This is a genomic window from Bradyrhizobium sp. NBAIM01, from assembly GCF_020194115.1.
GTDB classification, from domain to species: Bacteria; Pseudomonadota; Alphaproteobacteria; order Rhizobiales; family Xanthobacteraceae; genus Bradyrhizobium; species Bradyrhizobium yuanmingense.
The window spans coordinates 16,069-28,975 of the sequence record NZ_JADYVU010000003.1 but is presented as its reverse complement, the minus strand read 5'-3'; the positions used below and the strand labels follow the sequence as shown (position 1 = coordinate 28,975).

Sequence of the window (12,907 nt, the reverse complement as noted above, 5' to 3'; positions counted from 1 at the left end):
TTGTTTGCCTAAACCGGATCGAACGCGCGGATCGGCGGTAGATTGCCGGTGAACTTCTCCACCTCGACGGTCGTCAACTGGCCGGTGCAGCCCTGCGCCAGGGACGAGGTGCCGACGTCGCGGGTCAGCACGTTCGGATTGCCGTGAACGCAGAGCGGCGCCTCGTCTTCCGGATCCATCGGATCGTACCACGCGCCGGTCGGCAGCTGAACCACGCCTGATACGATGCCGTCGGTGACGCGGACCGCGGCAAGGCACGCGCCGCGCTCGTTGAACAGGCGGATGATGTCGCCGTCCTTGATGCCGCGCGCCTGTGCATCGACCGGGTTCATGCGCGCGACCTCGCGGTCGCGATGCTTTGAGCCCAGCGAATGTCCGCCGAAATCGAGCTGGCTGTGCAGGCGCGTCACGGGCTGGTTGGCGACGAGGAAGCACGGTGCCCCCGGCTTGGGAACATCGGTCTTGTCGAGCCAGACCGGATGTCCGGGACAATCCGCATCACCGTGCCCCGCGATCTTGGCCGAGTAGATCTCGATGCGTCCGCTCGGCGTCGGCAAGGCATGATTGTCGGGATCCTCGCGAAAGCGGCGTAGCCGGCCGCCGTCATCGGGCTGCTGCGGCACGACCAGGCTGCCGCGCGCCCAGAATTCTTCGAAGCTCGGCGCTTCGAGGCCGCGCTTGGCAAGCGATGCGCGGGTCGGCTCGTAGAGATGCTCCAGCCATTGCCGCGACGTGCGCCCTTCGGTGAACGGCTCGCGCGCCCCAAGACGCTCGGCGAGATCGGCGAAGATATCGTAATCGTCACGCGCGAGCCCGAACGGCTCGGCGATCCGGTGCATCGCGACCATCAGGGGATCGTTGGTGGAATAGCCGATGTCCTCGCGCTCCAGCGTCATCGTCGCGGGCAGCACGATATCGGCGTGGCGGGCGGTGGCGGTCCAGGCGAGCTCGTGCACGACCAGCGTGTCCACCTTCGCGAAGGCCTTGCGCAGGCGGTTGATGTCCTGATGGTGATGGAAGGGATTGCCGCCCGCCCAGTAGACCAGACGAATATCCGGATAGGTGCGCGTCTCGCCGTTGTAGCGATACGTGGTGCCCGGATTGAGCAGCATGTCGGCGATGCGCGCCACCGGAATGAAATCGGCAACGCCGTTGCGGCCCTGCCCCAGCGTCGGTCCCGGCACGTCGTTGACGCGGCGGCCGTAATAGCCGATCGCACCCAGCGAATAGGCATAGCCGCCGCCGGGGAGGCCGATCTGGCCGAGGGCCGCCGCCAGCACCATGCCCATCCACACCGGCTGCTCGCCATGCTCGGCGCGCTGCAGCGAATGGGAGACGGTGATGAGCGCGCGCTTTCCGGCAAGCCGCCGCGCCAGCTTGCGGATCGCATCCGCCGGGACGCCTGAGATCGCGGCGGCCCATTCGGCGTGCTTGGCTTGCCCGTCGCTCTCACCGTTGAGATATCGCAGGAAGATTGCCCAGCCCTCGGTGTAGCGGTCGAGGAAGGCCTGGTCGTGCAGCTTCTCACTGACCAGCGTATGGACGATGCCGAGCATCAAGGCAGTGTCGGTGCCGGGCACGCAACTCATCCATTCGGCGCCGGCCTCGACCGGCAGATCGTCGCGCAGCGGGCTGACCAGAACGAACTCGCAGCCGCGGCGGCGCGCCGCCGCCATGGCGCCGCGCTCGACATGCTTGCTGATCGAGCCGCCGGCCACCATGGAGTTCTTCAGCGCCATGCCGCCGAACGCCAGCACGATGTCGGTCTCGGCCGCGATCTGCTGCCAGGTGACGTTGCGCTTGGTGATGTCCTCGTAGCCGGCCAGGATCTGCGGCAGCAGCATCGAGGACGCACCGGACGAATAGGTGTTGACCGAGCGCACATAGCCGCCCAACGCGATATTGAGGAAGCGATGCACCTGGCTCTGGGCGTGATGGAAGCGCCCGGCACTCGACCAGCCATAGGAGCCGCCGAACACGGCGCCGGGTCCGCGGTTGTCGCGAATGCGGCCAAGCTCGTCGCCGAGGAGATCCAGCGCCTTCTCCCAGCTGACGGAGACGAACTCGTCACGGCCGCGGCGATCGTCCGGGCCCGGCCCGCGCTCGAGCCAGCCGCGGCGGATTGCCGGCTGGGCGATGCGCGCCTGGTGGCGGAGCGCGCCGGGAAAATTGTCGATGATGCCGTTCGGATCGGGATCGCCCGCATAGGCCCTGACCTCCAGCCCGGCCGCGCCCTGACGCGCGGAGAACACGCCCCAATGCGAGGTGTGCGGCTTGAAGCCGTCCGACAGGTCAAGACCGGGGTCGGGGAAGCCAATCGTATCGTCCATCTCTGATCCTTGTTCCGGCGGCGTCGGCAGGGGTGGTAATATACCGATCCGCTCCGGACGTCGTCGAGATCAGGGTTGACGGGAACGCTGACCTGCCCCGCGCAAAGCCAGCCTCAAGGCCGTTGACACTCCCGAGCGCCGTCGAGCGCGTCATGTCGCTCGTTTTGGCGCCGACGCTGCATCATCCACGTGCGCAGCAATCGACCAGCAGATTCCAGATCCGCTGCGTCTCTTCTCTCTTGTTCGCCTCCGGCACGTTCTCCGCGCTCGACCGATCGAACGCGGCGATGGTGTGGGGTTGGCGAGGCACGATCCACCGCTCCGAAATCGGGTCGTACCATTTGCCGATATTCTCAGTCACGTCGGTCGACTCACAGGTTGACAGGCTCGGGCGATGCGCCCCGCGCGGTCCTCGTTGGAGCCCGTGTGGCGCCACCCGATTCACCAATCAGGAGATCGCATGTTCGTTCCCAGCCCGCCGGCGTCAGCCCGGCCGGGCCGGATGCAGCGTGCGCGGATGCCGCTCGTGCAGCAATCGCGCCAGCTCCTCACGCTCGGTGTCGCGGCCCTTCATCGCGGTCTCGAACAGTGCCTCCTGGATGTCGCGAGGCATGTCGCCCCATACGTCCATCGCCGCACGTCCGAGCAGGCCCACAAAATGATCCACTCCATCGCTCATTCGGCTCTCCCGATCTGCACACGGGAATGGAACAGCGGCGGCCGCTCCGCGTTCCACTGCCATCATTGTGAAAAGGAGACGTCTTTTATGGGATTCTTCACCAAGGACATCCAGTCGATGGAAGACCTGCTGCTGCACGGGCTCCAAGACATCCACTACGCGGAACAGCAGATCCTGAAGGCGCTGCCGAAGATGATCGACAAGGCCACCAACAGGGATCTCGTCGCTGGGCTGAAGGCGCATTTGGAAGAGACCAACAAGCAGGTCGAGCGCCTCGACAAGGTCTTCGCCAAGCTCGGCAAGGAGCCGAGCGGCACGCATTGCCCGGCCATCGACGGCCTGATCAAGGAAGCCGACGAGACCGCCGGCGAGATCGAGGACAAGGCCGTGCTGGACGCCGCGATCGTCGCCAACGCACAGGCGGTGGAGCATTATGAAATGTGCCGGTACGGCACGCTGATCGCCTGGGCGGAAGAGCTCGGCCACGACGACATCGTGCGCTTCCTCACCACCAATCTGAACGAAGAGAAGGCCGCCAACACGAAGCTGAACACCGTGGCCCTGCGCAAAGGCGTCAACGCCAAGGCGTCCAGCGCTGCGTGATTGAAAGCGACTGATTGAGAGTGGCGGCGCCGGTAGTGCGGTGCCGCCACGGTGCTCGCCTGGATCAGATGAACGGCTTGCCGCCGGTGACGGGCAACGTCGCCCCCGACGTGTAGCTCGAAAGCGGATCGGCCAGCATGACATAGGCCGTCGCGAGCTCGGCCGGCTGGCCGGCGCGCTGCATCGGCACCTGCTTGCCGAAGTTCTTGACCCTTTCCTCCGACATGGTCGAGGGAATCAGCGGCGTCCAGATCGGCCCCGGGGCCACCGCATTGACCCGAATGCCCTTCTCGGCCAGCATCTGCGCAAGCCCGCCAGTGAAATTCTGGATCGCACCCTTGGTCGTGGCGTAGGCCAGCAGGCTCGGATTCGGCATGTCGGAGTTCACCGAGGCCGTGTTGATGATCGCGGAGCCCGGCCGCATGTGGGGGACGGCGGCTTTGGCCAGATAGAACATGGCGTGGATGTTGATCTCGAATGTCCGCCGCCATTCGTCGTCGCTGATATCCGCGATGTCCTTGAACGTCGCCTGATGGGCAGCGTTGTTGACGAGGATGTCGATGCCGCCGAGCTCCTCGACGGTGCGACGCACGATGGCGCTGCAATGTTCGGGATTGCTGATATCGCCCGGGATCAGGACGGCCTTGCGTCCCTCCCGCTCGACCAGCGCCTTGACCTCGGCCGCATCCTCCTCCTCGTTCAAATAGGAGATGACGATATCCGCGCCTTCACGCGCATAGGCGATCGCCACCGCGCGGCCGATGCCGCTGTCGCCGCCCGTGATGATGGCCTTCTTTCCGGCAAGACGGCCGGAGCCCTTGTAACTCTCCTCGCCATGATCCGGGCGCGGCTGCATGGCCCGGGTCGAGCCCGGCATCGGCTGCTGCTGCGCAGGATAAGGCGGCTTTGGATAATTGGTCATGGACAACTCCCGGCGTTTGCTGCGCTAACGGAGCGCCGCCGGAAGTGTTCCTGGCGTTGATTCCGTCATCGCACAGCGTGGCTGCACCCCAGAGATCCGATTACGACGTCATCTCTCGCACACCCTCCGAGCGTGTATGGCGATAGGCTTGCCGGGCTCCGCCCACAGGAACCCATTCGAGAACGGCACGCCCGGATAGGCTGCAGCAAGCCGGCGGTTGCCGCCGTCGACGTCGTCGCGACCATCCAATGCCTGGCGATCGTTCAACGCACCCTCCTGTTTCTCGCAAATGCCGCGCTGCCCCAGCGGCTTGCGGAACTCTCGGCTAGAAAAACTCCCGAGGATCGCTCACCATGGCGTCACCTTTGAGGACCATGTTGCGGAGAGCATCTTGAAACTCGCAGGTGTTTCAAGTGCGCTAAGATATTCCAAGCAATCGGACACGGACTTGACACCTGTAGCCAAATCGAACGAGCGGATTTTCGGACTCCTGAGCGCAGCTGGCGTGTTCTGCATCTGGTCCGGCTTTCTCGTCTTCTCGAGAGCCGGCATGCAATTCGGCCTGACACCCTTCGATTTGACCGCACTTCGGTTCCTGGTCACGGGCGCCCTGGTTCTTCCGTTCGCCAAGGCCTGGTGGCCGCGCCACCTGCCGCTGCACGCAATCCTGTCGATGTCAATTTGTGGTCCCGGCGCGCTATACAGCATTCTGATGTACTTCGGGTTGAAGGGGGCGTCGGCGGCATACGGGGGAGCGTTCGCCAACGGCTCGCTGCCGATCTTCACCATTCTGCTGGGATTGCTTGTCGCACGGCGCGTGCCGTCCCGGCGGCAACTCATTGCAATTCTCATTCTGTTCGTCGGCGCAGTGTTCGTTGCCCTTCCAGGCATGCGCGCCGGCGGCAATAGCGTGGCATCGGCCATCGGGTTCTTCCTCGCAGCGTGACGATGCCGCTTCCGTTCGGATTCGTCGCATCTGTGCGCTCAGTGCTGCCGCTCGCTACCTACCTCGCAGACATTTCACGGGCGGCAGGCTGCGAGCATGTAGCGTATCGTCGAAACCTTCTGCAGGGCGGACCGCTAGATCAGATTGCTCATTCTCAGTAGAGCCTCGTACGGTATCCTTCTTCCATCGTCTTCTCGGCCTCTTCGACCGCGATGGCGACAGTCTGCTCGGCGATGATCCGGCCGAGCGTCGGGAAACTGTTGCGCTCGACCTGAGCAGCCGGATCCCAGAGCTTCGAGCGCATCAGCGCCTTGCCACAATGAAAATAGGTCTCCTCGACATGGATCTTCAGCCCGATGATTGGGACCACGTTCTGCACCGCGAGCGGCGTCAACAGCTCGGCATCTTGCGAAATCTCGGCGCGGCCATTGACGCGCAGGGTCTCGTTGATCCCCGGCACCAGGAAGATCAGACCGATGCCGGGGGAAGCGATGATATTGCCGAAGGTGTCGACGCGGTTGTTGCCGCGCCGGTCCGGGATCAACAGCGTCTTGTCGTCGAGCACGGCGACGAAGCCCGGCGCGTCGCCGCGCGGGCTTGCATCGGCATGACCGTTGCCGTCGCTGGTGGCAAGGACGAGGAACGGGGAGAGCGCGATGAAGTCGCGACAGAACCTGTCGAGATGGCTGAGGACCTTCTTCTCGGCGAGCGGGCTGAGCTGCCCGAAATGCGCGCGCAGATCCTCTTGCGTCTTGACCGGCGGCTTGCCGCCTGCACCCTGGCTGTCCATTCGCGAACCTCCCTTTTTGCGGTGAGTTTCCTTCTTTCGGCTAATTGGCCTCGATGCCGCACCAGCTCGCGGTGAACAGCGCAAGCGCCTTGGTGACGCGCTTGACCGAGGCGAGATTGACGCGCTCGTTGAAGCCGTGCGCGCCTTCCATCGTGGCGCCGAAGCAAAACGCAGGCACGCCGAAATCGAGACCATAGAAGCGCGCATCGGTCAGTGCGGTTGACGAGAAGCTGGTCAGCTTGCGGCCGAACACATGCTCGTAGACCGGAGCGAGAACCGCCTCGCTTTCCTGAATCTCCGTCGCCTCGTAGCCCGGCGACAGGAAGCCGGACCAGACGATCTCCGGCGGATTGTTGGCGAGGAATGGATGCGAGCGCGCCGCCTTGGCGACGAAATCCACGATCTCGGCCTGGGCGTCGGCGATCTTCCAGCCGGGCAGCACACCAATGCGGCAATCGACATCACACCAGGCGGGCACGCTGGAGGCCCAGTCACCGCCCTTGATGATTCCAGGATTGAAGTTGAGCGGATGCTCGACCGATTTGAACGAGGGGTGCGTCTTCGCGCGCTCGTTCCATTCGGCCTCGAGACCTTCGAGCTTCTGGATCAGGTGGATTGCAGCCTTGATCGCATTTGAGCCGGTGCCGGCGCGTGCGACATGGACCGGTATCCCGCGCACTTTCAGGCGGAACCAGATCACGCCGACCTGGGCACGCATCAGCTTCTCGTCGGTCGGTTCGGGCAGGATGCAGACATCGGCACGATAGCCGCGCTGAAGTGTGGAGAGCGCGCCGAGGCCGGTGCTCTCCTCCTCGATCACCGATTGCAGGTGGATGCGGCCCTTGGGCCTGTAGCCCGCGGCCTTGATCGCATCGAGCGCGTAGAGCGCCGAGATTGTACCGGACTTCATGTCGCCGGCGCCGCGACCATAGAGCCAACCGTTCTCGACCACCGGCTGAAACGGTGGCCGCTCCCACATGTCGAGCGGACCTGCCGGCACGACGTCGCAATGGCCCTGAAGGATCAGTGAGCGGCCCTCTTCCCTGGCCGGCCGGAAGGTGCCGACAACGGAGCGGGCACGCGAGAAGTCGGTCTCGACCGGCCCGTAGCCCGGCAGCGCCTTCAGATCGTCCTGGTTGATGACCCAGTCATCGACCTCGTAGCCGCGATCGCGCAACAGCTTTGCGAACATGTCCTGACAGGGCGCCTCCGCCGCGCGCGTGCTCGGGATCGCCGTGAACGCGATCGTGGTGTCGATCTGCTCGTCGAAGGCGGCATCCACAGCGGCCTCGATGCGCTCGCGCGCGCCGGCTGGAAGGGGACGGCTGTCGGTCATGAACTCATCCTCGCTGTCGCTAGTGTGCCGGTCACGCTGGCAAAGCCCGGCTGGTCGAAGAAATCGCGGCCCGGGATCGCATCGAGCAGCTCGCGTGTGTAGGCGGCTTGAGGGGCCGTGAAAACGTCCGCGGTCGCGCCCTCTTCAACGATGCGCCCCTTCTGGAGCACGATGACGCGGTCGGCGATCTCGGCGGCGATCCGCAGGTCGTGGGTGATGAAGATCATGGCGAGCTTCATCTCCTGCCGGAGCTCGGCAAGCAGCGCCAGCACCTGAGCCTGGACGGAAACGTCGAGCGCCGACACGGCTTCGTCGGCGATGAGCACGCGCGGCTTGAGTGCCAGTGCGCGCGCAATACAGATGCGCTGGCGCTGGCCCCCAGAGAATTCGTGGGGATAACGATCGGCGGCGACGGCGTTGAGGCCAACTCGCACCAGCAGCTTTCTCGCCTGCTCCATCGCTTCCGTGCGCGACGTGCCAAAGGCCATTGGTCCGCGCGCAATGGCATCGCCGACCTTCTGGCGCGGATCGAGGCTCGCAAACGGATCCTGGAACACGATCTGGAGCTGTTTTCGCGCCTGGCGGAGCGCCTCGCCGCGGAGCTGGCGCAGATCCTGGCCGTTGAAGCGGATGGCACCGCCATCCGGCTCGGTCAAACGCATGATCATGCGCCCGAGCGTCGACTTGCCGGACCCGGATTCGCCGACGACGGCGAGCGTCTCGCCCTCGTACAAGGTCAGCGAGATGCCGTCGGCCGCGACGACCTCGCGCGGCGGCTGCAACAGGCCGCGCTTGACCCGGAATGTCTTCTCAAGACCGATGACTTCGAGCAGCGGTGTAGGATGGACCGCGGTGCGGCGGATCTCGTCGAGCCGCGCCTTCGGCACGGCATCGATCAACTCGCGGGTGTAGTCAGCCTTAGGACTGCGCAGGACTTCCTCGACCGTCCCCTGCTCCACCACCTTGCCGTGACGAAGCACCACGACGCGGTCGGCGACATCGGCAACGACGCCAAAATCATGGGTGATCAACAGCACGCCCATGCCGCGGTCGCGTCGGAGATCGTCGATCAGGCGCAGGATCTGACGCTGGGTGGTGACGTCGAGCGCTGTGGTCGGCTCGTCAGCGACCAGGAGTGCCGGACGGTTGGCCATCGCCATCGCGATCATGACGCGCTGGCGCTGGCCGCCGGACAGCTCGAACGGATAGCTCTTCTCAAGCAGCTTTGGATTTGGCAGCCCGACCTGCGTCAGGAGCTGCTGCACGCGTTCGTGCACCTCAATTGCCGACGGCATCGGCTTCTGATGGGTGAGGATCATCTCCTCGATCTGCCTGCCAACCCGCTTGAGCGGGTTCAGCGAGGATAACGGCTCCTGAAAGATCATCGCGGCTTCGCCGCCGCGCAGGCGGCGCAGCGCCTGCCGGTCGAGCTTTGCCGGATCTTGTCCTGCGACAGTCACGGCGCCCGCGGCAATATTGACGCTCTTCGGCAGCAGCGACAGCACCGCATGGGCGATCATCGACTTGCCCGAGCCGGACTCGCCGACGAGACAGACGACCTCGTTGGGCTTGACCTCGAAGGAGACGTTCTCGACCGCGAACGGGCGATCGCCGCCTTCGGGCAGCGCGATCGAGAGCCCCTCGACCGACAGAACGGGTGCCTTGGCTTGCACGGCGTCGCTCATGACCGGCGCCTCGATACACGCGGATTGAGCACATCGGAGAGACCTTCGCCGAACAGGTTGATGGCAAGCACGGTGATGAGGATCGCGAGCCCCGGAAACACGCTCATCCACCAGGCATTACGGATGACGGTGCGGCCAGCTCCGATCATGAAACCCCAGGACATCAGATTGGGATCGCCGAGGCCCATGAAGGACAACGCGCTTTCGAGCAGGATGGCGGTGGCGACCGTCAGGGAGGTCACGACCAGGATCGGCGAGATCGCATTGGGCAGGATATGGCCGAGCACGATCTGCAAGGTGCCCTCGCCCTGGCACAGCGCGGCTTCGACGAACTCACGATTGCGCAGGCGCAGGAACTCGGCGCGGGTGAGGCGCGCCAGCGGCGGCCAGCTCACGGCGCCGATGGTCAGGATGATCGTCAGCAGCGACGGGTTGAAGGTCGCGACCAAGAGGATCGCAAGCACGAAAGCGGGGATGGTCTGGAACAGCTCGGTCACCCGCATCAGCACGAGATCGATCTTGCCGCCGAAATAGCCGGAAATTGCGCCGATCGTGACGCCGATCACCATAGCCGCCATGGCCGAGGCGATGCCGATGACGAGCGACACGCGGGCACCATAGGCAACGCCGGCCGCAACGTCGCGGCCGAGCGTGTCGCCGCCGAGCAGCAGGCCGTCCTCGCCGGGCGGCGTGAACGGCGCGCTGACCATTTCCCAGGGCGAGACCGGAAAGACGGTGGGCGCGATGAGCGCGATGACGACCACGACAAGCAGCACGACGAGGCCGACCATGCCGCTAGGATGACGCAGGAAGGCGCGAACCGCATCCATCACGCAGCTCCTGTCGTCATGCGGGGATCGATCAGCCTGTAGATCAGGTCGGTCAGCAGATTGAGCACGATGACCACGATCGACAGAATGAGAAAAATGCCGAGCAGCACGGGATAATCACGCTGGAGCAGCGCATCGAAGGTCAGCCGGCCGAGGCCCGGCCAGGCGAACACCGTCTCGATGACCACGGCGCCGCCGACCAGCGCGCCGGCCTGCATGCCGGCCACGGTGACGACGGGCACCAGCGCGTTGCGCAGCATGTGGCCGACCACAATGCTGGGCCCGGACAGGCCCTTTGCGCGCGCGGTCTTGATGAAGTCCTGCTGGGCGACCTCGATGATCGAGGACCGCATCAGCCGGGCATAGATCGCGAGATAGATCGCAGCCAGCGAGGTCACCGGCATGATCATGTGCTTGGCGATGTCGAGCGCATGCTCCAGCGGCGAGAGCTTGACGTTGATGGTCTCGTAACCGAACGGCGGCAGCCAGCCGAGTGTCACGGAGAAGACCAGCACCAGCATCAGCCCCAGCCAGAACACCGGCGTCGCATAAAGCACCAGCGACAGCACGGTGAAAACCGTATCGAGCACGCTGCCCGCCGCCAGCCCCGCGAGCGCGCCGAGGGTCGTGCCGATCAACAGCGCGAGGCAGAAGGCCGTCACCGTCAACAGCAGCGTCGCCGGCAGCCGTTCCAGGATGAGATCGACAACCGCGCGGCGCTGGCGGTAGGAATAGCCGAGGTCGAGCCTGACGACGCGGCCGAGATAGCTTGCGAGCTGCACGGCGTAGGGCTTGTCGAGCCCATATTCCTTGCGCAGATCTTCCAGCAGCTTCGGATCGGACGCGCCGGATTGGCCGGCCAAGACCTGGGCGGGATCGCCAGGGGCGGCCCGCACCAGCACGAAGTTGAAAGTGGCGATGACGAGGATGACGGCGACGAGCTGGGCAATCCGGCTCAGTGCCATCAGCCCGATCGTCGCCGCGCTGCCGAGACGGATCACGATTTGTAGACCGACCCGAAGGTTTCGTGCGAGCCGATGCCGGTCGACACGATGTTCTTGAACGCCTTGTCGTAGATGATGGGATATTCGAGCTCCAGCGTCCAGGCGACCGGCACGTCCTCGACCAGGATCTGCTGCACCTTGGAATAAAGCTCCTGTCGCTTGGCCTCGTCGAGCGTGACGGCGGCCTCGTCGAACAGTCTGTCGACCTCAGGGTTGGAATAGCCTTCGGTGTTCGAGAACAGGATGCCTTTCTTGATGTTCGACGACACGTAAGTGCGGGAGACGCCGAGCGCGGGATCGCCGAGCTGGTAGAGCAGGTTCTGGGTCATCTCATAGTCCCAGTTGCCGACCTTTTCGGCCCAGCCGGCCATGTCGGTGCCGACGAGGACGAGATCGATGCCGACGCGGGCAAAGCTCTGGCGGAAGAACTCGCCGGCGCGCTGATAGGATTCGCCGTAAGGCGGCACGATGTATTTGATCTCAGCGCGCTTGCCGTTGGTGTCGGGCTTCAGTCCCATCTCGTCGAGCAGCGCCTTGGCCTTGTCGATCGAATAGTCGTAGCGCTTGACCTTGCCGTCGTAGAATTTCGTCTTGGACGAGATCGGGCCGGTCGCGACCCTGGCGCTGCCGAAATAGACCCGCTTGGCGAGCGCATCGCGGTCGATCAGGTGCATCACCGCCTGCCGGAAGCGCTTGTCGTTCATCGGCGCGATACGGTTGTTCATCTCGAGCCACTGGTGCGGCGCGAAATACTCATAGCCCTTGGTGGTGACTTCGAGGTTCTTCTGCGCCTTGAAGCGCTGCACGTCGAAGAACTCGACGTCGGTCCATTGCGCGAGTTGCACCGTGCCGTTCTCCAGCGCCAGCGCGCGCGATGCCGAGTCCGGGATGATGCGGTAGATGATCTCATCCAGGTACGGCTGGTCCTTCAGATAGTATCCTTCATGGCGCACCAGATGGACATGCGAGCCGCGCACCCATTCCTTCAGCTTGAATGGGCCGGTGCCGATTGCCTTGTCGTTCAGCGGGTTCTTGCGGTAGTCGGTGCCTTCATAGATGTGCTTTGGCACGATCGGCGCCGAGGTGCAGTCAAAGCAGCCGAGGAACGGCGCAAAGGGCTGCTTCAGCTTGAACACGACGGTGAGCGGATCGGGCGCCTCGGCCGAAGCGACGCGCGCAAAATTCTGCCGCGCGCGCGGATGCGTCTCGGTCAACACCTTCATGCAGCTGAACACGACGTCCTCGGACGTCATCGGCTTGCCGTCGTGGAAGGTGATGTTGGGAAACAGCTTGAACGTATAGGTCAGCCCGTCCGGCGAAATCTCCCAGGACTGCGCCATGCCCGGCATCGGCTTGAGGTCAGCGCCATATTTGAGAAGACTCTCGTAGATCTTGCCGCCGAGCGTTAGCGTCGGCTGCTGCTGGTTGAAGGCGGTGACCAGCAGCGGCGGCTCGGGCTGGATGATGGTGTTGAGTGTTCCACCGCGGGTCTGGCCGGCCGCTCGCGTGATGCCGAAGGGGATAGCGGCGCCGGCGGCCAGCATGGCCTGGGTGAATTCGCGTCTGTTCATCGAGCTCTCCGTGTCGCATATCGGCGTGAGAAGGACCTTGCCAGACGCCGTATTCGGCTTTGACGAATCTGGCCGGCGCGAGCATTGTTGCCAAACGCCCTGTCCCGCGCTACCTGATCGGGGACAAGAACCATCGCGATCGGGCCATATCTGGCCCGGAAGATGCATAAGAGCCTTGCAGAAAAGGACTTGGATCGGGAGTTCACGACAC

The 12,907-nt window shown here is 64.4% G+C and carries 12 protein-coding genes; 2 read left to right on the top strand and 10 right to left on the bottom strand.

The window, feature by feature from the left end:
* Positions 1–8: 8 nt before the first annotated feature.
* Together I6F31_RS10915 and I6F31_RS10910 are read right to left on the bottom strand one after the other, a co-directional pair.
* On the bottom strand, positions 9–2,330 hold the full coding sequence (locus I6F31_RS10915) for a molybdopterin guanine dinucleotide-containing S/N-oxide reductase (RefSeq protein WP_225185386.1): 2,322 nt from the start codon (positions 2,328–2,330) through the stop codon (positions 9–11).
* Positions 2,331–2,814: 484 nt separating this feature from the next.
* Positions 2,815–3,009 (bottom strand): hypothetical protein, encoded by a 195-nt coding sequence (locus I6F31_RS10910; RefSeq protein WP_036029310.1) that lies wholly within the window; start codon positions 3,007–3,009, stop codon positions 2,815–2,817.
* Between the two features lie 87 nt (positions 3,010–3,096).
* Between I6F31_RS10910 and I6F31_RS10905 the strand changes: the two genes are divergently transcribed.
* Positions 3,097–3,612, top strand: a complete 516-nt coding sequence (locus tag I6F31_RS10905; protein WP_036008066.1) for a ferritin-like domain-containing protein — start codon at positions 3,097–3,099, stop codon at positions 3,610–3,612.
* Positions 3,613–3,676: 64 nt separating this feature from the next.
* On the opposite strand, the gene I6F31_RS10900 is transcribed toward I6F31_RS10905, so the two are convergent.
* Together I6F31_RS10900 and I6F31_RS10895 are read right to left on the bottom strand one after the other, a co-directional pair.
* Positions 3,677–4,534: an SDR family oxidoreductase gene (locus I6F31_RS10900; protein WP_225148535.1), complete on the bottom strand. Its 858-nt coding sequence runs from the start codon at positions 4,532–4,534 to the stop codon at positions 3,677–3,679.
* Between the two features lie 108 nt (positions 4,535–4,642).
* Positions 4,643–4,801 (bottom strand): hypothetical protein, encoded by a 159-nt coding sequence (locus tag I6F31_RS10895; RefSeq protein WP_225185385.1) that lies wholly within the window; start codon positions 4,799–4,801, stop codon positions 4,643–4,645.
* Positions 4,802–4,925: 124 nt separating this feature from the next.
* On the opposite strand from I6F31_RS10895, the gene I6F31_RS10890 reads away from it, so the two are divergent.
* Complete coding sequence (locus tag I6F31_RS10890) at positions 4,926–5,480, top strand: DMT family transporter (protein ID WP_225185384.1); 555 nt, start codon at positions 4,926–4,928, stop codon at positions 5,478–5,480.
* A 154-nt stretch (positions 5,481–5,634) separates the two neighbouring features.
* On the opposite strand, the gene I6F31_RS10885 is transcribed toward I6F31_RS10890, so the two are convergent.
* The 6 genes from I6F31_RS10885 to I6F31_RS10860 are packed head-to-tail and all read right to left on the bottom strand — an operon-like array spanning position 5,635 to position 12,696.
* On the bottom strand, positions 5,635–6,270 hold the full coding sequence (locus I6F31_RS10885; protein ID WP_225185383.1) for a pyridoxamine 5'-phosphate oxidase family protein: 636 nt from the start codon (positions 6,268–6,270) through the stop codon (positions 5,635–5,637).
* Positions 6,271–6,310: 40 nt separating this feature from the next.
* Positions 6,311–7,606, bottom strand: a complete 1,296-nt coding sequence (locus I6F31_RS10880; RefSeq protein ID WP_225185382.1) for an ArgE/DapE family deacylase — start codon at positions 7,604–7,606, stop codon at positions 6,311–6,313.
* The gene (locus tag I6F31_RS10875) at positions 7,603–9,291 is read right to left on the bottom strand and encodes an ABC transporter ATP-binding protein (protein WP_225185381.1); all 1,689 of its coding nucleotides are present in this window, start codon (positions 9,289–9,291) and stop codon (positions 7,603–7,605) included. Before I6F31_RS10875 ends, I6F31_RS10880 begins: the two co-directional genes overlap by 4 nt.
* Complete coding sequence (locus I6F31_RS10870) at positions 9,288–10,121, bottom strand: ABC transporter permease (RefSeq protein WP_225185380.1); 834 nt, start codon at positions 10,119–10,121, stop codon at positions 9,288–9,290. Before I6F31_RS10870 ends, I6F31_RS10875 begins: the two co-directional genes overlap by 4 nt.
* On the bottom strand, positions 10,121–11,122 hold the full coding sequence (locus I6F31_RS10865; protein ID WP_109142913.1) for an ABC transporter permease: 1,002 nt from the start codon (positions 11,120–11,122) through the stop codon (positions 10,121–10,123). Before I6F31_RS10865 ends, I6F31_RS10870 begins: the two co-directional genes overlap by 1 nt.
* Complete coding sequence (locus I6F31_RS10860; RefSeq protein WP_225185379.1) at positions 11,119–12,696, bottom strand: ABC transporter substrate-binding protein; 1,578 nt, start codon at positions 12,694–12,696, stop codon at positions 11,119–11,121. The genes I6F31_RS10865 and I6F31_RS10860 overlap by 4 nt, the downstream gene beginning before the upstream one ends.
* Positions 12,697–12,907: the final 211 nt, after the last annotated feature.

Coding starts and splice junctions, on each gene's coding strand:
- I6F31_RS10915 (WP_225185386.1), bottom strand. CDS start 2,330: ATGGACGATACGATTGGCTTCCCCGACCCCGGTCTTGACCTGTCGGAC.
- I6F31_RS10910 (WP_036029310.1), bottom strand. CDS start 3,009: ATGAGCGATGGAGTGGATCATTTTGTGGGCCTGCTCGGACGTGCGGCG.
- I6F31_RS10905 (WP_036008066.1), top strand. CDS start 3,097: ATGGGATTCTTCACCAAGGACATCCAGTCGATGGAAGACCTGCTGCTG.
- I6F31_RS10900 (WP_225148535.1), bottom strand. CDS start 4,534: ATGACCAATTATCCAAAGCCGCCTTATCCTGCGCAGCAGCAGCCGATG.
- I6F31_RS10885 (WP_225185383.1), bottom strand. CDS start 6,270: ATGGACAGCCAGGGTGCAGGCGGCAAGCCGCCGGTCAAGACGCAAGAG.
- I6F31_RS10880 (WP_225185382.1), bottom strand. CDS start 7,606: ATGACCGACAGCCGTCCCCTTCCAGCCGGCGCGCGCGAGCGCATCGAG.
- I6F31_RS10875 (WP_225185381.1), bottom strand. CDS start 9,291: ATGAGCGACGCCGTGCAAGCCAAGGCACCCGTTCTGTCGGTCGAGGGG.
- I6F31_RS10870 (WP_225185380.1), bottom strand. CDS start 10,121: ATGGATGCGGTTCGCGCCTTCCTGCGTCATCCTAGCGGCATGGTCGGC.
- I6F31_RS10860 (WP_225185379.1), bottom strand. CDS start 12,696: ATGAACAGACGCGAATTCACCCAGGCCATGCTGGCCGCCGGCGCCGCT.